This is a genomic window from Arthrobacter sp. Ld5 (assembly GCF_051172775.1).
Taxonomy (GTDB): Bacteria; Actinomycetota; Actinomycetes; order Actinomycetales; family Micrococcaceae; genus Arthrobacter_D.
Map to the genome: position 1 here is coordinate 141,938 of NZ_JBPKBO010000005.1, position 25,124 is coordinate 167,061.

The 25,124-nt window shown below is 70.8% G+C and carries 21 protein-coding genes and 1 tRNA gene; 5 read left to right on the forward strand and 17 right to left on the reverse strand.

Going from position 1 to position 25,124, the window contains the following annotated elements; all coding sequences use genetic code 11:
• Nucleotides 1-13 precede the first annotated feature (13 nt).
• Entirely contained in the window at nt 14-1,450 is a 1,437-nt protein-coding gene (locus tag ACSGDB_RS03230) for a sugar porter family MFS transporter (RefSeq protein WP_434992804.1), read from the reverse strand.
• Nucleotides 1,451-1,738: 288 nt separating this feature from the next.
• Here ACSGDB_RS03230 and ACSGDB_RS03235 point away from each other — a divergent pair, with 288 nt between their 5' ends.
• Nucleotides 1,739-2,980, forward strand: coding sequence for a multidrug effflux MFS transporter (locus ACSGDB_RS03235; RefSeq protein WP_434992805.1), 1,242 nt, complete (start codon nt 1,739-1,741; stop codon nt 2,978-2,980).
• 30 nt (nt 2,981-3,010) lie between these two features.
• Here ACSGDB_RS03235 and ACSGDB_RS03240 read toward each other — a convergent pair whose 3' ends face one another.
• From ACSGDB_RS03240 to ACSGDB_RS03265, 6 genes are all read right to left on the reverse strand, one after another.
• A complete protein-coding gene (locus tag ACSGDB_RS03240; RefSeq protein WP_434992807.1) occupies nt 3,011-4,528 on the reverse strand; it encodes an SDR family oxidoreductase in 1,518 nt (505 codons plus the stop codon).
• 115 nt (nt 4,529-4,643) lie between these two features.
• Nucleotides 4,644-4,719 (reverse strand) — tRNA-Asn (locus ACSGDB_RS03245).
• A gap of 54 nt (nt 4,720-4,773) precedes the next feature.
• Nucleotides 4,774-6,732, reverse strand: a complete 1,959-nt coding sequence (gene dnaG, locus ACSGDB_RS03250; protein WP_434992808.1) for a DNA primase — start codon at nt 6,730-6,732, stop codon at nt 4,774-4,776.
• Between the two features lie 74 nt (nt 6,733-6,806).
• Nucleotides 6,807-8,090, reverse strand: coding sequence for a deoxyguanosinetriphosphate triphosphohydrolase (locus tag ACSGDB_RS03255; protein ID WP_434992809.1), 1,284 nt, complete (start codon nt 8,088-8,090; stop codon nt 6,807-6,809).
• Nucleotides 8,091-8,160: 70 nt separating this feature from the next.
• The gene (gene dusB, locus ACSGDB_RS03260) at nt 8,161-9,486 is read right to left on the reverse strand and encodes a tRNA dihydrouridine synthase DusB (RefSeq protein ID WP_434992811.1); all 1,326 of its coding nucleotides are present in this window, start codon (nt 9,484-9,486) and stop codon (nt 8,161-8,163) included.
• On the reverse strand, nt 9,483-10,847 hold the full coding sequence (locus tag ACSGDB_RS03265; RefSeq protein ID WP_434992812.1) for a YibE/F family protein: 1,365 nt from the start codon (nt 10,845-10,847) through the stop codon (nt 9,483-9,485). Before ACSGDB_RS03265 ends, dusB begins: the two co-directional genes overlap by 4 nt.
• A gap of 200 nt (nt 10,848-11,047) precedes the next feature.
• Between ACSGDB_RS03265 and ACSGDB_RS03270 the strand changes: the two genes are divergently transcribed.
• Nucleotides 11,048-11,863 carry a lysophospholipid acyltransferase family protein gene (locus ACSGDB_RS03270; protein ID WP_434992815.1) on the forward strand — a complete coding sequence of 272 codons (816 nt, stop codon included), beginning with the start codon at nt 11,048-11,050 and terminating at the stop codon, nt 11,861-11,863.
• A 121-nt stretch (nt 11,864-11,984) separates the two neighbouring features.
• Here ACSGDB_RS03270 and ACSGDB_RS03275 read toward each other — a convergent pair whose 3' ends face one another.
• The 5 genes from ACSGDB_RS03275 to ACSGDB_RS03295 all read right to left on the reverse strand — a co-directional run bounded on the left by ACSGDB_RS03275 (nt 11,985) and on the right by ACSGDB_RS03295 (nt 17,342).
• Nucleotides 11,985-12,932 (reverse strand): oxygenase MpaB family protein, encoded by a 948-nt coding sequence (locus tag ACSGDB_RS03275; RefSeq protein ID WP_434992816.1) that lies wholly within the window; start codon nt 12,930-12,932, stop codon nt 11,985-11,987.
• A 234-nt stretch (nt 12,933-13,166) separates the two neighbouring features.
• Nucleotides 13,167-13,844: a TVP38/TMEM64 family protein gene (locus ACSGDB_RS03280; protein ID WP_434992818.1), complete on the reverse strand. Its 678-nt coding sequence runs from the start codon at nt 13,842-13,844 to the stop codon at nt 13,167-13,169.
• Between the two features lie 214 nt (nt 13,845-14,058).
• Nucleotides 14,059-14,841, reverse strand: coding sequence for an ANTAR domain-containing protein (locus ACSGDB_RS03285; RefSeq protein WP_434992819.1), 783 nt, complete (start codon nt 14,839-14,841; stop codon nt 14,059-14,061).
• 201 nt (nt 14,842-15,042) lie between these two features.
• Complete coding sequence (locus ACSGDB_RS03290; protein WP_434992820.1) at nt 15,043-15,954, reverse strand: GNAT family N-acetyltransferase; 912 nt, start codon at nt 15,952-15,954, stop codon at nt 15,043-15,045.
• Nucleotides 15,954-17,342 (reverse strand): glycine--tRNA ligase, encoded by a 1,389-nt coding sequence (locus ACSGDB_RS03295; protein WP_434992821.1) that lies wholly within the window; start codon nt 17,340-17,342, stop codon nt 15,954-15,956. The genes ACSGDB_RS03290 and ACSGDB_RS03295 overlap by 1 nt, the downstream gene beginning before the upstream one ends.
• A gap of 276 nt (nt 17,343-17,618) precedes the next feature.
• Here ACSGDB_RS03295 and ACSGDB_RS03300 point away from each other — a divergent pair, with 276 nt between their 5' ends.
• Entirely contained in the window at nt 17,619-19,241 is a 1,623-nt protein-coding gene (locus ACSGDB_RS03300) for a M28 family peptidase (protein WP_434992822.1), read from the forward strand.
• Nucleotides 19,242-19,280: 39 nt separating this feature from the next.
• Here ACSGDB_RS03300 and ACSGDB_RS03305 read toward each other — a convergent pair whose 3' ends face one another.
• The gene (locus tag ACSGDB_RS03305) at nt 19,281-20,264 is read right to left on the reverse strand and encodes a DMT family transporter (protein WP_434992824.1); all 984 of its coding nucleotides are present in this window, start codon (nt 20,262-20,264) and stop codon (nt 19,281-19,283) included.
• Between the two features lie 31 nt (nt 20,265-20,295).
• On the opposite strand from ACSGDB_RS03305, the gene ACSGDB_RS03310 reads away from it, so the two are divergent.
• The gene (locus ACSGDB_RS03310; RefSeq protein ID WP_434992945.1) at nt 20,296-20,541 is read left to right on the forward strand and encodes an RNA-binding S4 domain-containing protein; all 246 of its coding nucleotides are present in this window, start codon (nt 20,296-20,298) and stop codon (nt 20,539-20,541) included.
• A gap of 17 nt (nt 20,542-20,558) precedes the next feature.
• Here the strand turns inward: ACSGDB_RS03310 and ACSGDB_RS03315 are convergent, their stop codons facing one another.
• Nucleotides 20,559-21,248 carry an alpha/beta hydrolase gene (locus tag ACSGDB_RS03315; protein WP_434992825.1) on the reverse strand — a complete coding sequence of 230 codons (690 nt, stop codon included), beginning with the start codon at nt 21,246-21,248 and terminating at the stop codon, nt 20,559-20,561.
• A gap of 125 nt (nt 21,249-21,373) precedes the next feature.
• Here ACSGDB_RS03315 and ACSGDB_RS03320 point away from each other — a divergent pair, with 125 nt between their 5' ends.
• Nucleotides 21,374-22,177, forward strand: coding sequence for an SGNH/GDSL hydrolase family protein (locus ACSGDB_RS03320; RefSeq protein WP_434992946.1), 804 nt, complete (start codon nt 21,374-21,376; stop codon nt 22,175-22,177).
• A 106-nt stretch (nt 22,178-22,283) separates the two neighbouring features.
• Here the strand turns inward: ACSGDB_RS03320 and ACSGDB_RS03325 are convergent, their stop codons facing one another.
• The 3 genes from ACSGDB_RS03325 to ACSGDB_RS03335 all read right to left on the reverse strand — a co-directional run bounded on the left by ACSGDB_RS03325 (nt 22,284) and on the right by ACSGDB_RS03335 (nt 25,101).
• A complete protein-coding gene (locus ACSGDB_RS03325; protein WP_434992828.1) occupies nt 22,284-22,526 on the reverse strand; it encodes a hypothetical protein in 243 nt (80 codons plus the stop codon).
• Between the two features lie 109 nt (nt 22,527-22,635).
• Entirely contained in the window at nt 22,636-23,778 is a 1,143-nt protein-coding gene (gene metX, locus ACSGDB_RS03330) for a homoserine O-acetyltransferase MetX (protein ID WP_434992829.1), read from the reverse strand.
• Nucleotides 23,779-23,784: 6 nt separating this feature from the next.
• On the reverse strand, nt 23,785-25,101 hold the full coding sequence (locus tag ACSGDB_RS03335) for a bifunctional o-acetylhomoserine/o-acetylserine sulfhydrylase (protein WP_434992831.1): 1,317 nt from the start codon (nt 25,099-25,101) through the stop codon (nt 23,785-23,787).
• Nucleotides 25,102-25,124: the final 23 nt, after the last annotated feature.

Genomic DNA, 25,124 nt, shown 5'->3' on the forward strand with positions numbered 1-25,124 from the left:
GCGCCGGGGCACGTCATCGTGCTGCCGTGAGCGCCGCGTTGTCCTCGAGTTCCCTGCCCGCGAACTCCGGCAGCCGGGTGCGGACGAAGACGAAGGAGACGACCGCGAAGACGGTGAAGGCCGCGTACATGACCCACAGGCCGAGGTTCGCACTGACCCACGGGAAGGTGAGGGTGACGATGAAGTTGAAGACCCAGTTGACCATGGTCGCGACACCCAGGGCGATCGAGCGGATGCGGTTGGGGAACATCTCGCCGAGCGTGACCCACATGACGGGGCCCCACGTGGCGGCGAAGAAGATGACGAAGAGGTTCGCACCCACGAGGGCGATCGGGCCCCACATCCCCGGCAGGGCGACGTCCTCGCCGGTGCCCTCCGCCTGGAGGAACGCGAGGGTCGCCGCGAGCAGCCCGACCGTCATGCCGATGGACCCGGTGAGCAGCAGCTTGCGGCGGCCGATGCGGTCCACGAAGAAGATGGCGACGAACGTCATGGTCACGTTGATGACCGAGGTGATCACCGACGTCGTGAAGGAATCGCTCTCGCTGAAGCCCACCGACTTCCACAGCGTCGTGGAGTAGTAGAAGATTGCGTTGATGCCGACGAGCTGCTGGAGGGCAGCGATGGCCATCCCGACCCACAGGATGGGCTGCAGGCCCAGTGCGGGCCCGCGCAGGTCACGGTAGCTGGCGCGGTCCTCGCGCTCGAAGCTCTCCCGGATCTGGTGGATCTTGCCCTCGGTGTCCCTGACGCCGGAGACGCGGGACAGGATGCGCGCGGCATCCCTGTCTCGGCCGGCGCGGATGAGGAACTGGGGTGACTCGGGGATGACGAGCGCGAGGACACCGTAGACGACGGCCGGGAGCACGCCGACCAGGAGCATCCAGCGCCATGCGGACAGGCCCCACCAGAACTCGTTGGCGGCGCCCCCGGCCGCGCTCGCGAACGAGGCGTCGGAGAGCAGGGCGACGAAGATGCCGATCGTGATGGCGAGCTGCTGGACCGACGCGAGTCCCCCGCGCCACTTGGTCGGCGCGATCTCGGCGATGTAGCCGGGCACGATGACGGAGGCGATCCCGATCGCCAGGCCGCCGACGAGGCGCCACGCCATGAGGTCCCACTCGGAGACGGCGAAGGCCGACCCGACGGAGTTGACCGCGAACAGGAAGGCCGCCGCGATCATGACCTTCTTGCGTCCCCACCGGTCGGCGAGCCCGCCGGCGAACCATGCGCCCGCGGCACAGCCGAGCAGCGTGATGGCGACGGTGAACCCGAGGACGCTCGCGCTCAGCCCGAAGTCGGCCTGGATCGAATCGACCGCGCCGTTGATGACGGCGGTGTCGAACCCGAACAGGAGGCCTCCCACGGCGGCCGCCATCGTGATTCCGATGACCCGCGCAAGGTGCCGCGGTTGGTCCGCGGACTCGGTGTCGACGTCGTGCTTGCTCATTGCCTGGTTCTCCCTGCTCGTTCGGCCCCCCAACACCCTACGTCAGTCCGAAGCATGCTTAGCAGCCGCGCGGACACGGCGGGCGGAACCGGAGGGGGAAGGCTTGACGACGGGTCGTAAGATGGGAACGTCGTTGATTCGCCGCAGCAACCAATTCGTCCCTGCGTGGACGACCCGCTGCAGGCGTGAGCCGCTCCGCCGTCGTCGCCGGGCCGCCACCGCGATCGATGCATCCCCGCTCCACCCGACCCGTCACCCGGCAGCACCCTCGTTCCGTTAGGCAGCATCTTGAGCACCAGCTTGGGCACCATCACGCATCCCGGCGACGCCCTCACCCGCCGCGAGAAGATCATCTACGTCTTCGTCCTCGGCACCCTGACCGCCCTCGGGCCGTTCACCATCGACCTGTACCTGCCCGCCTTCCCGGCCCTGCGGTCGGATCTCGGCGTGTCCGAGGCGGCCGTCCAGCTGACGCTCACGGGGACGATCATCGGCTTCGCGGGCGGACAGCTGCTCGTGGGACCGCTCAGCGACAAGATCGGTCGTCGCCTGCCGCTCATCCTCGCCACCTCGCTGCACGTCGGCGCGTCCATCGGCGCGGCGTCCTCCGAGGACATCACCATGCTCATGGTGTTCCGCGTGCTCCAGGGCATCGGAGCCGCCGGTGGCGGCGTGGTCGCGATGGCGATGGTGCGCGACCTCTTCGGTGGCTACACCCTCGTCCGCATGCTGTCCTACATGGCGCTCGTGAACGGGATGGCGCCCATCTTCGCGCCGGTCATCGGCTCCCAGCTGCTGCTGCTCTTCCCCTGGCCCGGCATCTTCTGGTTCCTCGCCTGCTACGGCGTGCTGGTGATCACCGCGGTGTCGCTGTTCATCGTGGAGACCCTCCCCCGGGAGAACCGCCGCCGGTCGGGCCTCACCGTCGCCCAGCGCTACCGGGCGGTCCTCAGCGACCGCATCTTCATCGGCATCCTGCTCGTCGGCGGCATGAACTTCTCCGGGCTCTTCTCCTACCTCTCCGCCTCGCCCTTCCTGTTCCAGGGCCCCTACGGGCTGAACGAGCAGCAGTACGGGCTGCTGTTCGCCGTCAACTCGCTCGGCATCGTCGCCGGCGTGCAGATCAGCGCGCGGGTCCTCCGGCGCGTGGGCCCGCAGTGGGTCATCGCGATGGCGACCGTCGTCCAGCTCACCATGGCGATGCTCATCATCGCCTTCGACCAACTGGGCCTCGGGTTCTGGGGCACCGCGGTGCCGCTGTGGTTCTACATCATGGCCACGGGCTTCGTGTTCCCCTGCGTGCAGGTGCTGGCCCTCATCAACAACGGCGCGCAGGCCGGCACGGCGGCGTCCCTGCTCGGCGCGGTGACGTTCGGGACGGCGGGTCTGATCTCGCCGCTCGTCGGACTGCTGGGCGAGGGCATCGAATCAGCGACGCCCATGGCGCTCGTCATGGCGGCGTGCATCGCCCTGGGAGTGGTCTTCCTCTGGACGGTGGTCCGGCCGAGGACCGTCCCGGCCCTGCAGTAGCGCACCGGGGCGCTACTGCAGGCGCGGCGCTCAGGCGGCCGTCCGCTCCGGCGCCGACCCGGGCTCCGAGGGCAGGGCCTCCGCCGCCGTGGCGATGTTGCGCGCCATGGACTTGAAGATGAACCCGTGGAACGGCAGCACGGCCAGCCAGTACAGGCGCCCGGAGAGCCCGTGGGGGAAGAAGACGGCCCGCTGGTAGAACGAACTGCCGGAGCCGTCCGGCTCCACCCTGAACTCCAGCCACGCCCGGCCCGGCACCTTCATCTCGGCGCGGAGCCTCAGGCTCCTGCCGCGCACGATCTCCTCGACCCTCCAGAAGTCCAGGGCCTCGCCCGTGAGCAGTTCCCTGGCATCCCGCCGGCCGCGCCGGAGGCCCACGCCCCCGGCGAGCTTGTCCATCCAGCCGCGGGCCGCCCAGCCGACGGTCCAGGAGTACCAGCCGTTCTCCCCGCCGATCCCCTCGACGACGCTCCACAGCTTCTCCGGGGACGCGCTGGAGCTGTAGGTCTGGACGTCGGTGAACACCGTGTGGCCGGCCCACTGCGGGTCCGACGGGAGCGGATCGGCCGCGGCGTCCACCTGCGTCGCGCCGGCCCAGCTGGTCTCCACCTCTCCCCCGCGCATCTTGCCGAGCGCCAGATCCACCGCGCGGCGGTAGCCCGTGAGGCCGCCCTCGGGGACCGCGATGTAGCGGTCGATGTCGTGCTCGGAGGTGACGGCGTCGTGCTGGAGGGACTCGATCAGGGGCATGGCCATCGCCCGCGGGATGGGCGTGACGAGATTGACCCAGTGCCCGGCCAGGCGCGGCGTCAGGACCGGCAGCGCCAGGATCCTGCGGCGCGGCAGCCCCGCCGCCTCGGCGTACTGGTTCATCATCTCCGCGTAGGTGAGGACCTCGCGGGACCCGAGGTCGAACGTCCGGTTCAGGCCCTCGGGCAGGTCGAGCGCCCCGATGAGGTAGTGGATGACATCGCGTACGGCGATCGGCTCGATGTGGTTCAGGACCCACTTGGGCGCGGGCATGACCGGGAGGACGTCGGACAGGTGGCGGATCATCTCGAACGACGCCGACCCCGACCCGATGACGACGCCGGCCTGGAAGGCGACGGTCGGCACGCCGGATTCGAGGAGGATCGTGCCGACCTGCGTCCGCGACCGCATGTGGGTGGACAGCTCCACGCCTTCCGGGTGGAGGCCACCCAGGTACACGATGCGGCGGACTCCCGCGTCCGCGGCGGCCTCGGAGACGATGGTCGCGATGTCCGCCTCGCGCCTGTCGAAGTTCCGCCCCGAGCCCATGGAGTGCACGAGGTAGTAGAGGGTGTCGACGCCCTGCGTGACCGCGCGCATCGACTCGCGGTCCTGCAGGTCCCCCTCCACGATCTCGACGGACCCGGCCCAGGGGACGTCCTTGAGCTTCTGCGGGGACCGGACGATGACGCGGACCCGGCGGCCCTCGGCCACCAGCTTGGTCACCAGCCGCCCGCCGATGTAGCCGGTGGCCCCGGTCACCAGGATGAGCTTGCCGTTCGTACCGTTCGTGTTCATGCGCGAAGCCTACGCCCGCCCTCTGACAGGTTCCTGGGCCACGCCCGCGCGGGCGCGGCCGGGCAAAGGAAAAGGGTCGGTGGCCCGGGCTTCCGCCCGGGTCACCGACCCTTCGTGGCTCCTCCGACTGGACTTGAACCAGTAACCCTTCGATTAACAGTCGAATGCTCTGCCAATTGAGCTACGGAGGAAAGCGCGGTCTCTACTCTACATACCCCGGGCAGCGAAGTGAAATCGGCCCGGGCTCACTCCTCGCGGAGCCGCCGCCGCTGCATCTCGAGCTCCATCAGGTCCCGCTGCAGCTGGCTGTAGAGCGCCGGATCGGCCGCCGGATCCATGCGCTGGAGCTGCCCCAGCTTCTCCGCCTTCTGCTGCGTGATCCGCAGTTCGGTGAGCCGGTTCAGGATGTCCCGGCAGTAGCTCACCATCGCCTCGGCGTCCTTCGCCGGCAGCGGGCGGACGGCCAGCTCGCTCACGAGGGGCCGCAGCACGTCCGGCACGCCGTCGCGCACCGATTCGACCCACCGCGACAGCTCGGTGCCGGCCGCACCCGCCGCGAGGACGGCGTTGTGGAGCGCCTCGTAGACGGGGACGGTGAAGTGGATCGTCGAGAAGCTCTCCCACTGGGGCGCCGTCAGGAGCGTGGGCTGCTGCAGCACCACCTCGAGGGCCTCCCGCTCCATGCGGGCGATCGGGTCCCGCGGGTCGGGCCGCTCGAAGAAGGGGTCGGAGGAGGGGGCCGCCCCGACTCCGTCGGAAGCCGCGCTCCCCTGCTGGCCCTGCTGGCCCGGACTCCCCTGGCCCTGCTGCGCGTGCTTGCCCTGCTGGGGACCGCCGCGTCCGGTCGAGGACGTGTTCTCCCGGCGCGCGGCCGCGGACACGGCGCGGGCCACCTGGTCCTCCCCCACGTACTGCATCCCGAGCCAGCGGGAGAGCTCGCGCGTGTACGTGGACCGCAACGACACGTCGCGGATCTGCGCGACGATCGGCGCTGCGTGGCGCAGCGCCTTGACCTGTCCCTCGCCGGACGAGAGGTCGAAGTTCGCGAAGGACGCCTTGATCGCGAACTCGAAGAGGGGCCGGCGGTCGGCGATGAGCTCGCGCACGGCGTCGTCGCCCCGTGTCTGCCGGAGTTCGCACGGGTCCGCCCCGGACGCCTCGACGGCCACGTAGGTCTGCGAGTTGAACCGCTGGTCCTCCTCGAACGCGCGCAGCGCGGCCTTCTGGCCCGCGGCGTCGCCGTCGAACGTGAAGATCACCTCGCCGCCCGTGCCGTCGTCGGACAGGAGCCTGCGGGCGATCTTGATGTGGTCCGTACCGAACGCCGTGCCGCAGGTGGCGACGGCGGTCCCGACGCCCGCGAGGTGGCAGGCCATGACATCCGTGTAGCCCTCCACGACGACGAGCTGCCGGTTCCTGGCGATCTCCCGCTTGGCGAGGTCGATGCCGTACAGCACCTGGGACTTCTTGTAGAGGGAGGTCTCCGGGGTGTTGAGGTACTTCGGCCCCTGGTCGTCCTCGAAGAGCTTGCGGGCGCCGAAGCCCACGGTGTCCCCGGTGATGTCGCGGATGGGCCAGATCAGGCGCCCGCGGAAGCGGTCGTAGAAGCGCCCGGGGTTGCTCGACGAGGCGCTGAACATGCCGGTCAGCTTGAGTTCGTCGAGGGTGAAGCCGCGGCCCGTGAGGTGGTTCAGCAGGCCGTCCCAGCCCTGGGGTGCGTAGCCGACGCCGAAGTGGGCGGCCGCCTCGCGGTCGAAGCCGCGGTCCTGCAGGAACTGGCGGGCGGTGCCGGCGCCGGGCGTGAGGAGCTGGTCGCGGAAGAACTCCGCGGCGATCTTGTGCGCGTCGAGGAGCCGCTGCCTCCGGCCGACGTCCTCGCGGCGCGGACCGGATCCGCCGTCCTCGTAGTGCAGTTCGAAGCCGATGCGCGCGGCGAGCTTCTCGACGGTCTCGCTGAAGGAGGTGTGGTCCTGCTTCTGCACGAAGCTGATGACGTCGCCGCCCTCGCCGCAGCCGAAGCAGTGGTAGGAGCCCATCTGCGGGCGCACGTGGAACGACGGCGACCGCTCGTCGTGGAACGGGCACAGGCCCTTCCACGAGCCGATGCCGGCGGACTTCAGGGTGACGTAGGCCTCGACGACCTCCTTGATGTCCGTGCGCTGGCGTACCTCATCGATGTCTTCGCGTTTGATGAGTCCGGCCATGACCCCAGTTTAGGCCTGCCCCACCGACACTCCGACCGTGCCCGCGGCGTATGCGGGTCGGCACCCCGGTCGTCCTACCAGAGGGCCGGGACCGGGCCGACGATGCGTTCGTGGAGTCCGAGGGCGGAGACATCGGTGAGCGAGGCGACCTGGTCGACGACGACGCGCAGGCGGGCGTCGTCGTCGCCCGCCTCCCGCCAGTCCGCGGCGAACATCGGCTCGAGGTGCCGGTCCCCGTCGGCGTGGATCTGCGCCACGAGGGAGGCCAGGATCTCCCGCTGGCGCTCGTAGAGGGGCTGGCGGTGGTCCGTTGTCATCACGTACGTGGTGGCCAGCCCCTTCATCACGGCGATCTCCATGACCGTCTCCTCGGGCACCACCATCTCCGCGTTGTAGCGGGTCAGCGGGTCGGGGCCGTAGATGGACCGCGTCGACTGCATCGCGCTCTGGCAGAAACGGCCGATCAGCTGGCTCGTCATGTTCTTCAACGCGGCCATGGACCGCCGCGTGCCGTCCGCCTCGCGCACCCAGACCGGCGTCCGCTCGAGCCGGGAGAGGGCTGCGTCGACGGAGGCCGGGTCGCTGCCCGGGAGGTACCACTGCTGCGTGTAGCCCACCACGCGCGCACGGGCGTCGGCGCTGTCCATCCACTTGAGCTGGAGGTGCCCGGCGACGATGGCGTCCTCGACGTCGTGCACGGAGTACGAGATGTCGTCCGCCAGGTCCATCACCTGCGCCTCCAGGCAGGAACGGCCGTCGGGGGCGCCGTCGCGCAGCCACGCGAAGACCGGGAGGTCGTCGTCGTACGCACCGAACTTCGTGGTGCGCTGACCGCTGATGACGGGGGCCGCGGCGGCCGTCCACGGGTACTTGCACGCGGCGTCGAGGCTGGCGCGCGTGAGGTTCAGTCCCGCGGGCCCGCCGTCGGCGGCGAGGACCTTCGGCTCCAGCCGTGTGAGCAGGCGCAGGGTCTGGGCGTTGCCCTCGAACCCGCCGATCCCGTGGGCGAGGTCGTTGAGCGCGGATTCGCCGTTGTGCCCGAAGGGCGGGTGACCGAGGTCGTGCGCCAGGCACGCGGTGTCCACGATGTCCGGATCGCAGCCGAGCGTCCTGCCCAGTTCACGGCCGATCTGCGCGACCTCCAGCGAGTGGGTCAGGCGCGTGCGCACGAAGTCGTCGGTGTCGGGGGCGACGACCTGCGTCTTCGCGCCGAGGCGGCGCAGCGCGGACGAGTGCAGCACGCGCGCCCGGTCCCGCTCGAAGTCGGTGCGGTGGGAGCTCTTCGGCGGCTCCTCCACCCACCGCTCGGTGTCCTCGGCACTGTAGCCGGGGGTGAGGGACGGATCGCGGAAGCTCATGATGCCTTTCTAGCGCAACGGGGAAGGGGATGCGTGCCGGTCCGTGCCGATGTGGAGCGCGGGGTCGCCGTCATCCGCCGGAGACGTCCACCTCGGCCGCGGCGATGTCCGCCTGCTGCGCCGCGTCGAGGACGCGGGCGTCGAGCCAGTGCTCGGGCAGGGCGGTCCTCTTCGGCGAGCCGGCACGGCCGCGCGGTCCCTCCGCGTCCGGGCCAGGGTAGGGCGAGTCCTTGTCGAGTTCGTCCAGAAGCCCGCGCAGCACCTCGAGGGTGGGGACGGTGGCCAGCTTCGCGCGCAGGTCGCCGCCGACGACGTAGCCCTTGAAGTACCAGGCCATGTGCTTGCGGATGTCGCGCAGGCCCATCATCTCGCTGCCGAACGTCTCGACGAGGAGTTCGGCGTGGCGGTAGACGGTGTCGGCGACCTGCCCGAGGCCGGGACGGTGCCGGGAGACGCTGCCCTCGAACGCGTTCACCAGGTCGCCGAAGAGCCACGGCCGGCCCTGGCAGCCGCGGCCGATCACGACGCCGTCGACCCCGGTCTGACGCACCATGCGGACGGCATCCTCGGCGCTCCAGATGTCGCCGTTGCCGAGCACCGGGATGTCCGGCAGGGCCTCGCGCAGTTCCGCGATGGCGTTCCAGTCGGCCTTGCCGGAGTAGAACTGGGACGCGGTGCGCCCGTGGAGGGCGACGGCGGCCACCCCGCTGTCGCGCGCGATCCTCCCCGCCTCGCGGAAGGTGAGGTGGTCGTCGTCGATGCCCTTGCGCATCTTGATGGTCAGCGGCACGCCGCCCCGGGAGGCCTCGCGCACGGCGGTCTGCACGATGCCGGTGAAGAGATCGAGCTTCCAGGGCAAGGCCGCTCCCCCTCCCTTGCGGGTGACCTTCGGGACGGGGCAGCCGAAGTTCAGGTCGATGTGGTCGGCGCGGTCCTCCTCGACGAGGAGGCGGACGGCCGCGCCGACGGTCTTCGGGTCCACGCCGTACAGCTGCACGGAGCGCACCTTCTCGTCGTCGTCGTGGGAGATGATGCGCATCGACTCGGGGCTGCGCTCGACCAGCGCGCGGGAGGTGACCATCTCGGAGACGTAGAGCCCGCCGCCGTACTCGCGGCAGAGCCTGCGGAAGGCCTTGTTCGTGATGCCGGCCATGGGGGCGAGGATCACCGGGGTGTCCACGGTGATGGGGCCGAGGGTGAGCGGCGGCAGGTCGAGCCGGGGCGCGCCGTCGGGCGCGTCGGGCAGGGCATCCGGCGGGTCGCCGTAGCCGGGATCGCCGGAGGGGACGGGGAGGGTCGGTACTGCGGTCACCCCTCCATTGTCGCAAGCACCCGCAAATCCGTCGGTTCCCGCACGCCTGCGCTCCCTGGCCGCCCTGCGCCACGCGTTCGTCATGCGCCCGGCTCCGCGCCGGGGACCCGACGTCCGCCGAGCGCCACGAGCCGTTCTCCCGGGGCCAGGGTTCCCGCGCCCCCGGCGGCGAGGACCGCCGGCGTCGCTCCCTCGCCCGGGACGTCGTCGTGACTGCGGCGCGCGGGCCGCGGACCCACCGCCCTGACCACCAGCACCGCGACGAGGGTGGTGACCGGGATGGCCAGGACGAGGCCGATCGACCCCACCAGGGTCCGCACCACCTCCTCCGCCAGCTCACCGCTGGTGAGGGTGTCGAGGAGCGCACGGTCGTAGAGGGAGACGAGGATCAGCACGGGCAGCGCGGCCCCGGCGTACGCGAACGCGATGGTGTAGACGGTGGAGGCGATGTGGTCACGGCCGATCCGCATGGCGGAGCCGAAGAGCCGTCGCCCGGAGGTGTTCGGCGCGAGTTCGTACAGCTCCCACACCGCGGAGGACTGCGTGATCGTCACGTCGTTGAGCACGCCCAGGCCGGAGATGATCAGGCCGCACAGGATGATCGAGGAGATGGACAGTTCGTCCGAGGCGTTCACCAGCGTGTAGGCGTTCTCGTCGCCCACGCCGGTCAGGTGCGCCGCATCCGTGGCCCAGGCCGCGAGCAGCGCCGTGATGCCGAGTCCGACGACGGTCCCGAGCAGTGCCGTCGAGGTGCGGGCGGAGACCCCGTGCGCGAAGTAGAGGACGCCGTACATGATCACGGTCGAGCCGACGAGTCCCAGCAGCAGGGGCGGCGCGCCCTCGACGAGGCCGGGCAGGACGAACTGCGCCAGGACCACGAGGGCGCCGGCCAGTCCGAGGAGGGCACGCAGGCCCCGCCAGCGGGCCACGGCGATGACGACGACGGCGTAGAGCACCGCGAGCGCGACGACGGGCACGGAACGCACGAAGTCGACGAAGACGTAGGGCGCGGCGCCCTGCATGACCTCGGAGAGGTCGAGGTAGCGGATCTCGTCCCCGGGCTCGACGGCGTCGGTCTTCGCGAGTTCGGGGGTCACCTCGACGGGGACGAGGCCGCCCCCGCCCGCCGGCTGCGTGTAGGCGATGGTGCAGGTGAGCGCCGTGCCGCCCGCGTCGACGGTCGGCCGGGAGGACGGGCAGTCCGCCTCGCCCACCTCGCGGACGGTACCGCGGTCGAAGGCGACGCCGTCCGCCGTCGCGTATGGACTGGCGACGTCCAGGGTGCTGCGGTCCCCGCTGGGCCACAGGAGCACCATGGCGACGAGGGTCAGCACGCCCAGGGGCACGAGGACGACCGAGAGCAGGAGGGTCGCCCGGCGCCGCGCGGCGATCGCGGGGGCGGACGGCGCCGGACTCCCGCCGGTGTGCTGGTGGCTGTGGCCCACGGGTCCCCTCGATGGTCGGGCGGTCGGTCGGGTGCGCCGGGCACCGCCTGCGATTCTACGCAGGGACCCGCGGCCGTAGGGCCCGCCCGACATCGCGGCGCGAATCCCCGTCAGTGCAGCGCGGGTCCGTCCGTCCGGGGTACAAAGAGTACAGACGATCCGCGGGTTCCTCCCGCGACCGCAGGAAGAGGGATCAGAGCATGGGATGGAAGCCGCGGCAGAACGACCGCATGTACCGGTTCGTCGTCTACGCGGGCAAGACCGCGTTCGCGGCCCTGAGACTGCCGATCACGGTCAGCGGGACGGAGAACCTGCCGGCCTCGGACCCCCTGAACGGGCGCTCCCGACGCGCCGTGCCCGGGCACGGCGCCGTCGTCGTCATCACGCACTTCGGCTACCTGGACTTCGCCTTCGCGGAGCTCGTGCTGTGGAACCACGCCCGCATCCAGGCGCGCTACATGATCTCGAAGCGGGCGGCGGAGCACTGGTTCGTCAGCCCGTTCGTCTTCGGGCTGGGCCATGTGATCACGGACCGCAAGGCCGGCGCGGCCGCGTACGACGACGCGCTCGTGAAGCTGCGGGCCGGCGAGTACGTGGCGATCCTCCCGGAAGCCGGGGTGTCCCGCAGCTACACGGTCCGCGCGCTCAAGACCGGCGCGGTCCGGCTCGCCGCGGAGGCCGGCGTGCCCGTGATCCCCGTGTCCGTCTGGGGGTCCCACCGGCTGCTGACCCGGGGCCACGGCTTCTCCGTCCGGCGCGCGTGGAAGTCGCCCGTCCGCGTCCACATCGGCCCGCCGATCCGCCACGAGCCGGGGATCGACGTCGCCGAGGAGACGGAGAGGCTCCGCCAGGAGCTCCAGGACGGCATCGAGACGTGCATCGCCGACTTCCCGGTGACCCCGGAGCCGGGCGCCTGGTGGATGCCCGCACACCGCGGCGGCGGGGCCATGACCGTGGCCGAGCGGGAGGTCGCGGACGTCGCGGATCTGGAGGCCGGACGCCACGACCGCGGCTAGGGCGTGCCTCCCGACCCCGATGTGGGGTGAACGGGAGCATCGTCGCAGGCGCCACGGCGCTGCGAGTCAGAAGAAGGTCGGGGCCTCGGGGGTGACGCCCGCGAGCACGCTCAGTCGAGGCTCAGTCGAGCCAGTCCGGGGGGCCGGCGAGGCCGATCCGGTAGCGCGCCGCGTCCTCGGAGGGACTGTGCGGCCCGAGGGCCAGCTGGAAGGCCCGGAGCTGCAACCGGGTGCGCTGCAGGCGGAGTCGGGCTGCGGGCGAGCGGTCGCCGCGGCCGGGTACCCCGGCGAAGGGTGCCACGGATGGGGAGAGCACCAGCCCTCCGGCTCCGGCGAGGCCGCTGTAGAAGATCCGCTCGGCCCGGTTCAGCCCGTCCGGGGCGGCGAGGAAGGCCAGGAGCTCGGCGGGGACGGGTTCGAGGTCGGGTTCCAGCGCGCGCAGGGCCTCGGCGAGTTCCCGGCGGTTGACCGGGAGGTCCTCGGCCCCGAGCGCCCGGGCGCTGCGGGACCAGTCGGCGATGTAACTGTCGGCCCAATCGCGGCCGAACCGCGGCGCCAGGTCACGCCCGACGGCCTCCTGGGCGCCGAGGAAGGCGTCGGTGAAGGCCAGGTGCACCCAGCGCAGCAGGGCGGGGTCGGAGGCGGAGTAGGCGCGGCCGTCGTCGGTGGTGCCGCGGACCCGCCGGTGCATGCCGCGGACCCGGGCCGTCTCCCGCTCGGCGAGTTCCGCGGAGCCGAAGGTGCTCACGGTGAGCCAGCGGGCAGTCCCGGCGAGGCGGGCCCAGGGGTCGTTGCGGTAGGAGGAGTGCCGCGCGACCCCGGCCATCGCCAGCGGGTGCGCACCCTGCCCGAGGAGGGCCGCGACCCCGCCGACGAGGGTGGAGAGGTCGCCGTGGACCCGCCAGACGACGCCGTCGGGCTCGAACCAGCCCGACCCCTCCCCGACCAGCGCGATCTCGCGCACCCAGTCCGGCGCCCCGGTGGGGTCGCCGGACACCCGGGCGCGGAAGGCGCGGCGGACCCGGTGGGCCAGCTCGGCGGGGCGCGGTATCGGACGATCAGGCATCATGCTCCAGCGGTAGGTCGGGTACGACGGACACCCGAGGACAAGACTCCACTACACAGCGTAGAACACGGCCCTGACACGGCGATCGACGCGAGGACTCGGAGACCGGGCGATCGGATCGGATCCGGTCCGAGGACGAGGTTGGCTCCCGTGAGCCGGTCGGGGATGATCCACGGCACGTCCGGGACGGCGGCGGTACGGTTCAGGGCCGGCACGAGCAGTGGTCGTCGTCGGCCGTCAGGCATCGCGGGTCCGGTTCCTGCGCCGGACCCGCAGCGCGTAGACGAGGCTTGCGAGGGTGAGGGCGGCGAGGGTTGCCGCAGCGAGTGCGGCGGGCCAGCCGAAGTCCGGGCCGTATGCTCCGAGGGCGAGGAAGCTCGCGGTGCCGGGCAGGATCCCGACCATGGTGCCCAGCAGGTAGGGCCACCAGCCCAACGCGGTCAGTCCGGCCGAGTAGTTGATTGCGGTGAAGGGCAGGACCGGGACCAGGCGCACCCCGACGACGGCGACGAACCCGCCCCGGCTGAGGACGGCATCGACCTTTCCCACCCGGGCTCCAGTGAACTTCTCGACCGCGTCCCGGCCGAGCAGGCGTCCGAGCCAGAACGCGGCGATCGCGCCGATCAACGCCGCCAGGTACACCAGCAGCAGACCCGGCAGGAACCCGAACAGGACCCCCGCCCCGATCGACAGGACGCTCTTGGGCACAGGGCCCAGGGTCAGCGCCGCATACCCGAGGACGAACCCGACAGGACCCCACCAACCGGCCCGGTCGACCATGGTACGCAGCTCATCGACGTCGGGAAGCGGAACCATCAGCACGACCACGGTCGCGATGACGAGGATGGCGCCCAGCAGCAGGACCCGACGGATCGGCGTCATGAACAGCCCGTGGCTCCCGGCGTCGTGCTGCATGGTCTCCCACCGTCATCGCCTGATATTCCGATCTGCCTCAATTCTCGCCCGATCCGACCACCCCGCGAATGCAGCGAGCCCGGGGAGACTCTTGTTCGGACGGTCCCGGACCCACAGCGGGTGGAACGGTGTCGGGTACATGCAGGGGTGAGTGCCCGCGCCTCCAGGGGAGCGGGGTCTTTCCAGGGGACACGTCGCAGAGGAAACATGGTGGCTATTCGCCGCTGTGCGATGTTGTCACCTGATAGACGATGGCGGCTGCGACATCCTTCAACTTGACGTGGGTCTCGTTGGACATCTTCTCCAGCCGGAGAAAAGCGTCTCCGCTGGTGCAATGGTGCTGAGCCATGAGGATGCCCTTGGCCTGCTCGATGCCGGCCCGGGAACTCATGGCTTCCTGCAGTTGCTCCACCTCCTTGCGCGCGGAGCGATAGAGACCGGACGCCGCCATGGTCGCCGCCGAGTACTCGGCGAAGCGCACTTTGCGGTCCGCGTCGGACACGTCCGGATCAGCACTGAGGTAGGCCAGAAGACGGACGAGATCCTCGCGGTACTCGGTGACATCGTGCACCTCCTGCAGAAGAGCGACCACGTGACCCTCGTCGTCCAGGACGGGGCTGTTGACCGGATTCCAGTACCGCTCCAGGAACGCGCCGGGGTGGGCTGGATCAGGGATGTCGAACCGGTGGAGGAGCAAGCTGTCCCTCTGCGCGGTTCTCTTCACACGTTCGAGCGATTCGCGCATGACCCTTGCCGGTTCCTGCTCCGCCTGTGACGGGTTCTCGATGAACACCTCGAATGCCTGGTGCCCAACGAGATCATCAGCGGACATCCCCACGAGATCGACGAACGCCGGATTCACGGCGAGGATCACGTACTCGGGATCCATGAGCGAGTACGCCGCCGCCGTTGCCTCGAAGATGCCTCGGGCATAGGCCCTGAGCCGATCAGCCGCTGTTGCCGCGCCTGCCCCGCTTGCAGTGTCGTGCTGTTCCATGTCGCTTCCTTCTCTTGCCAGTACCCCAGCATGCTTCGCGCGGCGTGAGAACGGAAGCGTGGTCATCATGTCAGCGGCGGGGTCGAAGTGGACCCTTCTCGACGGATGAGGCTGCTGCGACGAACCGATCCAAGGGGGCACTTGCTGAAGGTCCCGGGTCCCAGCGTGGAAATCGGGGCAGTGTGCCCGGAACGGTGCGCGTCAGCCCGTCGCGACGACCAGCGTATCCGGCCCGGCGAGCTGCGCCGCCCCCGTGGCCAGCAACGGGTCGACGACGGCGGCGAGCGCCTCCATGGCGTCGTCGACCTCGAGCTGGATGGGGTACTGGTGCACCAGCATCGCGATGAGGGTGGCGACGGCTGCCTGCTGCTCCTGCGGCGGCAGCGTCGTGTCGTAGCCGAGCAGCACGTCGGCCGGGTCGTCGGTCCGGGCCTGCGTGTAGCTGACCGCGAAGGCCGCGATGGCCCCGCCGTCGGCCTTCGGCCGGTCCCTGAGCGCGATCGCTCCCCCGGCGCCGCTGGCGTCGCCGAGGAACAGCTGCTGGGCGCGGCCCAAACTGAGGTCGGCGCGGTCCCACGCGTGGACGGACTCGTAGAAGGACGCGAGGGCCCGGGTGAGCTCCACGGACCCGGTCGCCGCCTCCTCCAGCTGCGGTCCGGCCGCGTCGTCGAAGGCGGGCGCCGCGAGGGCCCCGGGCGCGACGACCACGAGGCGTGAGCGCTGTAGCGTGCCGAACCCGGTGGCCTCGGCGAAGGCTGCGCCGGTGGTCCCGGGTGAGACCTTCGACCGCAGGAGGGTGACGCCGGACGGCGACGCCGCGGCCTCGTGCTGGAGCATCGTCAGGAGGGTCGAGCCGATGCCGGACCGCCGGTGGTCCTCGGCGACCTCGATGTAGCACCAGAGCCGGTCGGGGTGGAGCGCCGCCCCGTACACGCAGCCGGCGGCCACGGGGACGCCCTGGTCGACCACCGTGATGCAGCGGTTCCAGGGGCTGTCCGACGGCGGGCGGAACGAGCCGCGGAACTGCTCGGCGGCCGCCGATTCGGGCCCTCCCCAGAGCTGGAGCAGCTCGAGGTCGTCCCCGTCCTGCCAGGCGCGGTAGTCCAGGGCCATCAGGCTCCGATCAGGCGCGCGGCGAGGTAGCCCTGCACGTTGTCGAGGGACACGCGCTCCTGCGCCATGCTGTCGCGCTCGCGGATGGTCACGGCCTGGTCCTCGAGGGTCTCGAAGTCGACCGTGATGCAGAACGGCGTGCCGATCTCGTCCTGCCGGCGGTAGCGGCGGCCGATGGCGCCGGCGTCGTCGAACTCGATGTTCCACGACTTCCGCAGCTGGGCGGCGAGGTCCTTGGCCTTCGGGGAGAGGTCCTCGTTGCGGCTGAGCGGCAGGACGGCGGCCTTCACCGGGGCGAGGCGCGGGTCCAGCTTCAGCACGGTGCGCTTGTCCACGCCGCCCTTGGCGTTGGGGGCCTCGTCCTCGGTGTAGGAGTCCACGAGGAACGCCATGAAGGACCGGGTGAGGCCGGCGGCGGGCTCGATCACGTACGGCGTGTAGCGCTCGTTGGTGGCCTGGTTGAAGTAGCCCAGATCGGTGCCGGAGTGCTTCGAGTGCGTGGACAGGTCGAAGTCGGTGCGGTTCGCGATGCCCTCGAGCTCACCCCACTCGGAGCCGGAGAACCCGAAGCGGTACTCGATGTCCGTGGTGCCCTTGGAGTAGTGGCTGAGCTTCTCCAGCGGGTGCTCGAAGAGGCGCAGGTTGTCCGGGTCGATGCCGAGGTCGGTGTACCAGGACAACCGCTCGTCGATCCAGTACCGGTGCCATTCCTCGTCGGTGCCCGGCTCGACGAAGAACTCCATCTCCATCTGCTCGAACTCCCGGGTGCGGAAGATGAAGTTGCCGGGGGTGATCTCGTTCCGGAAGCTCTTGCCGATCTGGCCGATGCCGAACGGCGGCTTCTTCCGCGCCGTGGTGAGGACGTTGTTGAAGTTCACGAAGATGCCCTGCGCGGTCTCCGGGCGGAGGTAGTGCATGCCCTCCTCGGACGCCACCGGCCCGAGGAAGGTCTTCAGGAGTCCGGAGAACTCCTGCGGCTCGGTCCACTGGCCCCGGGTGCCGCAGTTGGCGCAGGAGATGTCCTTCAGCCCGTTCTCCGCGGCCCGGCCCTTCTTCTCCTCGTACTCCTCCTCGAGGTGGTCGGCCCGGTACCGCTTGTGGCAGGACAGGCACTCGACCAGCGGATCGCTGAAGACCTCGACGTGCCCGGAGGCCTCCCAGACCTGGCGGGGGAGGATGACGGCGGAGTCGAGGCCGACCACGTCCTCGCGGCCGCGCACCATGGCCTGCCACCACTGCCGCTTGATGTTCTCCTTCAGCTCGGCGCCGAGGGGCCCGTAGTCCCAGGCAGAGCGTGACCCGCCGTAGATCTCCCCCGACTGGAACACGAATCCGCGCCGCTTGGCGAGCGAGATGATGGGGTCGAGTGCTGACTTGGCTGCTGCCATGGTGGGTCTCCAGTTCTGGGCAGGCCGCTGGGTGCGGTCCGCTGGTGGGGGTCGCGTGATCCGGGCGATCCGGCCCGGATGGACGGGCGCGGAAGCTACCCGCCAGCCTACCGGGTCCGCCCCGCGTGCCCGCGGCCGTCCCGTCGCGACGGCCCGCACCCGGACCCCGCCGACCACTTGACGCGGACCCGAAGTGTTCCTAGGTTGAACCCATTGCGGCGTGATCCACGTCACTACAGCCCGGACCGACCGGGCGCTCGCACCCTGAGGAATCCCATGACCCTATCCCTACCGCCGCGCGCCCATCTGGGTCGCTCGGCGCTGGTCCTCGCCGGCAGTGTTGCCCTCGTGGCCAGCGGAAGCTTCGCGGCGAACGCAGCCCCGACCTATGACAGCAGCACCAACAACTCCTCGAAGAAGCTCCGGACCGCCGTCACGGTGGAGAAGGTGGTGGGCCACCTCACCGCCCTGGACGCCATCGCCGAGGCGAACGGGAACACCCGGGCCTCCGGCACCGAGGGCTACTCCGCCTCCGTCGACTACGTCGTGGGCAAGCTGACCGCGGCGGGCTACTCCCCCACGGTGCAGCCCTTCACCTTCCCGTTCTTCGCGGAACTCAGCCCAGCCGTGCTGGAGCAGACCACGCCCGACGACGTCACCTACGGCCCCGACGACGTGGCCACGATGACCTACTCCGGCGCCGGCACCGCAGTGGGGTCCATCGAGGCCGTCGACACGACCGGCACGGCGAGTGCCACCGGCACCAGCGGCTGCGAGGCGGCCGACTTCGCCGGCTTCACCGCCGGCTCGATCGCGCTCGTGCAGCGCGGCAGCTGCACCTTCGCGGTCAAGGCCGCCAACGCCGAGGCAGCCGGCGCGTCCGCCGTCATCATCTTCAACACCGGGGTGGGGGCGAACACGGGCGCCGTCGCGGGCACGCTCGGAGCCCCGGACCTGGTGGGCATCCCCGTGGTGGGGGCGAGCTTCGCCGCCGGCACCGGCCTGATCGGCGACGACGTGACCGGCAGGGTCGTGGTGGACACCATCTCGGAGAACCGCGAGACGTACAACGTGATCGCCGAGACGGCCGGCGGTGATCCCGACAACGTCGTCATGGTCGGCGCGCACCTGGACAGCGTCCTCGCCGGTCCTGGCATCAACGACAACGGGACGGGCAGTGCGGGCATCCTCGCCGTGGCCGAGGGCATGAGCAAGGTCAAGACCGCGAACAAGGTCCGCTTCGCGTGGTGGGGGGCGGAGGAGGAAGGCCTGCTCGGTGCCGAGCACTACGTGGGCGATCTCGTCGCCAAGGGCGAACTGGACTCGGTGGGCCTGTACCTCAACTTCGACATGATCGGTTCGCCGAACTTCGGCCGGTTCGTGTACGACGGCGACAACTCGGCCTTCCCCGTCGGCCCGGGCGCCGCGGAAGGGCCTGCCGGGTCCGGACAGATCGAACAGGACTTCCACGACTACTTCGCCTCGGTGGGCCTGGCCTCCGGTGAGACGGCCTTCAGCGGCCGCAGCGACTACGGGCCCTTCATCGCCGAGGGGATCCCGGCCGGCGGTCTCTTCACCGGCGCCGAGGGCATCAAGACCCCCGAGCAGGCGGTCCTCTTCGGCGGTGTCGCGGGCGCGCCCTACGATGCGTGCTACCACGCGGCGTGCGACGACACCAACAACCTCAGCATCCAGGCCCTGGACCAGCTGAGCGACGCCATCGCCCACCTCACGGTGACCTACGCGATGAGCACGGCCGACGTGAACGGCGCCGGCGCCCCCGTGAAGGGCAAGGGCCCGAAGGACCGCTTCGAGGGCAACCCCCTCGGCGGCGGTACCGAGAGCGGCGGCGGTCTCCACCCGGAGCACGACCATGATCACGAGGTCGCGGACCGCTAGGGAGGACGTGCACCACGGCAGGGGCTGGTCCCGCGGGGATCAGCCCCTGCCGTGCGCCCGTCGGAGCCCGGCGCGGCCCGGCCAGGGCAGGGTGGTGAGGACGATCGCCGCCAGGGTCAGGAGCGTGCCGGCGACCGTGGCGAACACCACGATGGTGCCGGGTGCGGGGACCACGAGGTCCAGGAGGAGCGACCCCACGAGTTGGCCGCCGATCATGCACAGTCCCGTCAGCAGGACGCCGAGGCTGCGCACCAGCAGCGCCCCGAGCGCGATGAAGAGGCATCCCATCGGCCCGCCGAGGTAGTACCACCACTCGGTCGGCAGCGGGTTGCCGGGCCCGGCGACGGCGACCTTGATCAGCCAGGCCGAGAGCAGGACCGCCGTGCCGGCGATGAAATTCATGAGCGTGGCGGCGAGCGGCGTGCCGTAGTGGAGTGCCGCCGTCCCGTTCATGGCCTGCTGGAAGCTCATGAGCACACCGGCCAGGACGGGCAGCAGGACCGGGAGCAGCCAGGACGGGCCGTCCCCGGCGGCGCCGAACCGCGGGGACACCGCCCAGATCACGGACAGGACCGTCAGGACCACGCCGATCACCCGCATGGGCGTCGCGGCGCGCCTGCCGCCGGGACCGATCCCGGCCCGGTCCACGAGGAGCCCGCTGAGCGACTGGCCCATGACGGTGGCCACCGTGAACAGGGCCACGCCGATGATCCCGATGGTCAGCGACTGGGAGAACACGAAGAACGCCCCGATGGCCCCGGCGCCGATGTAGAAGGGCGGGAACCGCCGTTCCCGCACGGACGGGATGATCTGCCGGGCGCCCGCCCGCGCGCCGGGCAGCGCCAGCGTCAGTGCGATCATGACGACGAGCCCCGTCCCGAAGCTGATCAGCGCGGCGGCGATGCCGTCGTCGAGCACCGCGCCGAGCGCGCCGTTGATCCTGCCCTGGACGGGGATCGCGAGCCCGGCGGCGAGGGCGAGCGGGAAGCCGAGGGCTGCGGGCAGCAGGGGGGCGTCAGACACCCGTCCAGCCTAGTGCGGCGCATCCGGCATGATGGGATGCATGACCGAGAACGCAGGCCCCGCCGAACTGCCCATCCGCGACGACATGATCCGGCTCGGGCAGGCCCTGAAGCTCGCCTCGCTCGCCGAGGACGGCGTCGAGGCCAAGGCGCTGATCGACAACGGCCTCGTGCAGGTGAACGGCGAGATCGAGGAGCGCCGCGGCCGTCAGCTGCACGCCGGGGACACCGTCAGCGTCAACGGGGAGACGATCCGGATCAGCCGCGCCGGGGCGTGACCCGCCGCCCGGCCGGCTCAGCGGCGGCCGAGGACCGTCATGGTGAGGAACTCCCGGACGTGGGCCAGTTCCTGCTGGTTGATGCTGTGGAACATGTTCGGGTAGAGGATCTTCGTCAGCTTCGTGTGCTTCACCAGCCAGGCGTGGGTGGGTTCGATCATCTCGGGCGTGATGACCTGATCCTCCTGGTCGCGTCCCCAGAAGAACTGCACGGGCGCCGCCGCGGCCTCGTCGTCACGGAAGAACGCGTGGCCCTCCGACGGCACGGTGAACCCGGAGAGCCCGACGACGCACGCGAAGTCCGTGGGCCGGTGGCGCAGGAGCGATGTCGCGACCGCCATGCCCTGGGAGAAGCCGAGCAGGCTGACGCTGGAGTGGCTCCCGCGGACCGTGTCGAGCCAGTCGGAGACGGCGGAGACGCCCTCGACGACGCGCTCCACGGAGTAGTCGCCCTCCCGGGCCAGCGGGAACCAGGAGTAGCCGGGTCCCGCCGCCAGCGGTGCCCGGACGGAGGCGACGGTGAAGTCGGCAGGCAGATGGTCGGCGAGACCCATCAGATCCTGCTCGTCGGCCATGTAGCCGTGGAACAGGACGAGCAGGGGTGTGCCCCCGCGCTCGGATTCCGGCTTCGACCACAGGACCTCGGGGGTCCGGGGGTGGGTGGAGGGCGCAGCGGTGCCGGCGGCAGGTTCAGTCATGGCCACCATCCTTTCATCTCTCCGCCGAGGGGCCGTACGCTGGCCGGGTGACCTCTTCCGACGCAGAGACCTCGCTGCCCGCCGCCCCCGAACCGGACAGTTCCGCTCCGGCCGCTCCCGCACCGGATCCCACCCTGAACCCGGAACCGCACCCCTGGCACCGCTACGTGGCGCTGGGCGACTCGTTCACGGAAGGCATCGGCGACCCCAATCCGGAGAGCATCGGGGGCAATCGGGGCTGGGCGGATCGGACCGCGGAGGAACTGGCCCGGGGCCAGACTGACTTCGCCTACGCGAACCTCGCGGTGCGCGGTCGGCTGCTGCAGCAGATCATCGACCAGCAGGTGGACGCCTGCCTGGCCCTCCATCCGGACCTCGTGACCATCTCGGCCGGGGGCAACGACCTCCTGCGCCGCGGCGGCGACCCGGACCTGCTCGCCGAGAAGCTCGACCCGGTGGTCGGCACGCTCGCCGGGTCGGGCGCGACGGTCGTCCTGCTCACGGGTCCCGACGTCCGCGAGACGGTCCTCGGTGGCGTCCGGGCGCGGACGGCCATCTACAACGAGAACCTCCGCACCATCGCCGCCCGGCACGAGGCGGTCATCGGCGACATGTGGGCGCTCCGCCAGCTCACCAATCCGCAGATGTGGGACGCCGACCGGCTGCACTTCTCGCCCCTCGGGCACCACACCATCGCGATGATGGTGCTCGACACCCTCGCCGTCCGGCACACCCTGCAGCCCCTCCAGCCCAAGGACCTGCCGGTGCGGCGCTGGCGGACGGCGCGGGCCGAGGACCTCGTGTGGGCGCGCCAGCACCTCGTCCCCTGGGTCCTGCGGCGCCTCCGGCACCAGTCCTCCGGCGACGGCGTGACCGCGAAGCGCCTCGAGCCCGGTCCCATCTTCGGCCCGGGCATGCCGCCGGGCGCCGCGGAGTAGCTCCCCCCGTCGAGCGGGAGTCCCGGTGAAGGGACGGCAATGACCGGCCGGAAGGTCTCCGACCGGTCATTCCTGTCGTATCGAGCGCGGGCGTCGCCGCCCCGGCTCAGCCGTCGAGCGAGATCTCGCCGTTGGCCACGGCGTCGGCGCAGGCGCTGAGATCCGGCCCTGGCTTGAAGTCGACGAACTGCGGCTGCAGCTTCTGGAACAGGAACTCGTAGACCTCGTCGCGGGACTTCCCGTCCATCGTCTCGGCGGCCTCCTTCACGGCGCCCTGCAACGCGCGGTCCGCGTCGAGCAGGATCTTGTCGCGGGCTTCCTGGTTCCAGCCGATGGTGCTCAGTTCCATGAACAGCTCCTCTTCATTCCACGTCGATCCGCCCGGCTCTCCCGGACGGGCCCGCCACCACGTCCTAAGCAGGCTTACTTCCACCCTAGGCGCTCGGCGGGCGAACCGGCTACCGGCCGTAGAAGGACGACCGGAGCCGGTCGTCGAGCTGGTGGATCTGGGTGAGGAAGGCGTCGTGTCCCATCGGCGAGGAGATCAGGTGGACGGGGACGTCGCCGGGCAGGCAGGCTGCCAGCCGGTGCGACTGCCACGGGAAGTACAGGCGGTCGCTGTCCACCGCGGCGATGAAGAATTCGGACGTCGCCTCCCCCAGGACGTCCTCCAGACTCCCGCGGCCGCGCGCCGCGTCGTGGCTCATGAGCGCCTCGGTGAGGATCACGTAGCTGTTCGCGTCGAACCGGTCCACGAGTTTGTCGGCCTGGTGGTCGAGGTAGCTCTCCACCCGGTAGCGCCCGCGATCGGCGGGCAGGACGGCCCCGAGGGGCTGCTCCGCGTCCTGCTCCGCCCGCCCGAAGCGTCCCTCGAGCTCCTGCTCCGCACGGTAGGTGATGTGCGCGATCCGCCGTGCCACGCCGAGGCCCGCCTCCGGCGGGGGGCCGTCGTAGTAGTCGCCGCCGCGGTAGGCGGGGTCGAGCCGGATGGCCTGCAGCTGTGCCTGGGCGAACGCTATCTGTTCGGCCGAACTGGCGGCGGTGCAGGCGATGACGGCGCACCGCTCCACGCGGCGCGGGAACATCAGGGCCCATTCGAGGGCCCGGGCGCCGCCCATCGACCCTCCCAGCACGGAGTGCCAGCGCCGGATGCCGAGCTGATCGGCGAGCAGGCTCTCCGCGCGGACGGCGTCCCGGATGGTGACGAAGGGGAACCGTGCACCCCAGGGCGCCCCGTCGGGGGCGGGACTGGCCGGGCCCGTGGAGCCGTAGCAGCCGCCCAGCATGTTGACGGACACCACGAAGTAGCGGTCCGTGTCCACCGTGCGGCCGGGACCCACGAGGGAGTCCCACCAGCCGTCCTCCTCCGACGCGCCCCGGGCGACGTGCGAGCTGCCGGTCAGGGCATGCTGCACCAGGACCGCGTTGGAGCCGTCCCGGTCGAGCCGGCCCCACGTCTCGAACGCCAGCTGGACGTCGGGCAGCTCACCCCCGGTCTCGAGGACCAGCGGCCCGATGGAGGCGGTGCGGAGCAGCCCGTCCCCGTCCGCGAGTGCGTCGTGGGTCGGGGCGGGCAGCGGAGCAGGAGGGTACGTGGTCACCAACCCTCAGGCCTCCTTGGCGGCGCGGAAGCCGGCATCGAGGTCCGCCAGGATGTCGGCGATGTTCTCGAGCCCGACGGACAGCCGCACCAGGCCTGGCCGCACACCGGCGGCGAGCTGCGCCTCCGCTCCCAGCTGGCTGTGCGTCGTCGACGCCGGGTGGATGACGAGCGAACGGACGTCGCCCACGTTCGCGACGTGCGAGTGCAGCTCGAGCCCGTCGACGAAGCGTTTCCCCGCCTCCAGTCCCCCGACGATGTCGAAGCTCACGATCGCTCCGGTGCCGTCCGGTCCGTACTTCCGCCCGCGGTTGTACCAGGGGCTCGAGGGGAGGCCGGCGTAGGTGACACGCTCGACGTCGTCGTGCCCCTCCAGCCACTCGGCGACCGCCTGCGCGTTCTGCACGTGGCGCTCCATGCGCAGGCTCAGGGTCTCCAGTCCCTGGGCGATCAGGAAGGCGTTGAACGGGGAGACGGCCGAGCCGAGGTCGCGGAGCAGCTGGACGCGGGCCTTGAGGATGTACGCGAGGTTGGCGCCGAGCGCGCTGCCCACCCCGAGGTCGCGGGCGTACACGAGCCCCTGGTAGCTCTCGTCCGGCGTGTTGAAGCCCGGGAACCGTTCGGGGTGCTGCGCGAAGTCGAAGGTCCCGGAGTCCACGATCACCCCGGCGATGGCGTTGCCGTGCCCGCCGAGGTACTTGGTGGCCGAGTGCACCACGATGTCCGCACCCCATTCGATGGGCCGGATGAGATACGGCGAGGCCAGCGTGTTGTCGACGATCAGGGGGATGCCGTACTCGTGGGCGACCGCGCTGACCCCCTCGATGTCGAGGACGTCCTGCCGCGGGTTGGAGACCACCTCACCGAAGAAGAGCTTGGTGTTCGGCCGGAGCGCCGCGCGCCACTGGTCGAGGTCGTCGGGGTCCTCGACGAACGTGGTCTCGATCCCGTACTTCTTCAGCGTGTGCCTGAACAGGTTGTAGGTGCCGCCGTAGAGACTGGGGCTGGCCACGATGTGGTCCCCGGCCTCCGCGATGTTCAGCACCGCGAAGGTGCTCGCGGCCTGTCCGGAGGCCAGCAGCAGGGCACCGACGCCGCCCTCGAGGCTCGCGATGCGGGTCTCGACGACCTCCTGGGTCGGGTTGCCGATCCGGGTGTAGATGGGCGCGAGTTCCGTCAGGGAGAACCGGTTCGCGGCGCTCTCCGCGCTCGGGAAGACGAACGACGACGTCTGGTAGATGGGGAGCGCGCGCGCCCCCGTGGTCGGGTCCGGCACCTGGCCGGCGTGGATCTGGCGTGTCTCGAAGGACCAATCGTTGGACATGGCGCTCCCTCTGATCAGGGGCT

Bases quoted from the DNA above. Each gene is read 5' to 3' on its own strand.
- ACSGDB_RS03230 (WP_434992804.1), bottom strand. From the start codon at position 1,450: ATGAGCAAGCACGACGTCGACACCGAGTCCGCGGACCAACCGCGGCAC.
- ACSGDB_RS03240 (WP_434992807.1), bottom strand. From the start codon at position 4,528: ATGAACACGAACGGTACGAACGGCAAGCTCATCCTGGTGACCGGGGCC.
- dnaG (WP_434992808.1), bottom strand. From the start codon at position 6,732: ATGGCCGGACTCATCAAACGCGAAGACATCGATGAGGTACGCCAGCGC.
- ACSGDB_RS03255 (WP_434992809.1), bottom strand. From the start codon at position 8,090: ATGAGCTTCCGCGATCCGTCCCTCACCCCCGGCTACAGTGCCGAGGAC.
- dusB (WP_434992811.1), bottom strand. From the start codon at position 9,486: ATGACGAACGCGTGGCGCAGGGCGGCCAGGGAGCGCAGGCGTGCGGGA.
- ACSGDB_RS03270 (WP_434992815.1), top strand. From the start codon at position 11,048: ATGGGATGGAAGCCGCGGCAGAACGACCGCATGTACCGGTTCGTCGTC.
- ACSGDB_RS03275 (WP_434992816.1), bottom strand. From the start codon at position 12,932: ATGATGCCTGATCGTCCGATACCGCGCCCCGCCGAGCTGGCCCACCGG.
- ACSGDB_RS03280 (WP_434992818.1), bottom strand. From the start codon at position 13,844: ATGCAGCACGACGCCGGGAGCCACGGGCTGTTCATGACGCCGATCCGT.
- ACSGDB_RS03285 (WP_434992819.1), bottom strand. From the start codon at position 14,841: ATGGAACAGCACGACACTGCAAGCGGGGCAGGCGCGGCAACAGCGGCT.
- ACSGDB_RS03290 (WP_434992820.1), bottom strand. From the start codon at position 15,954: ATGGCCCTGGACTACCGCGCCTGGCAGGACGGGGACGACCTCGAGCTG.
- ACSGDB_RS03295 (WP_434992821.1), bottom strand. From the start codon at position 17,342: ATGGCAGCAGCCAAGTCAGCACTCGACCCCATCATCTCGCTCGCCAAG.
- ACSGDB_RS03300 (WP_434992822.1), top strand. From the start codon at position 17,619: ATGACCCTATCCCTACCGCCGCGCGCCCATCTGGGTCGCTCGGCGCTG.
- ACSGDB_RS03310 (WP_434992945.1), top strand. From the start codon at position 20,296: ATGGGATGCATGACCGAGAACGCAGGCCCCGCCGAACTGCCCATCCGC.
- ACSGDB_RS03315 (WP_434992825.1), bottom strand. From the start codon at position 21,248: ATGGTGGCCATGACTGAACCTGCCGCCGGCACCGCTGCGCCCTCCACC.
- ACSGDB_RS03325 (WP_434992828.1), bottom strand. From the start codon at position 22,526: ATGGAACTGAGCACCATCGGCTGGAACCAGGAAGCCCGCGACAAGATC.
- ACSGDB_RS03335 (WP_434992831.1), bottom strand. From the start codon at position 25,101: ATGTCCAACGATTGGTCCTTCGAGACACGCCAGATCCACGCCGGCCAG.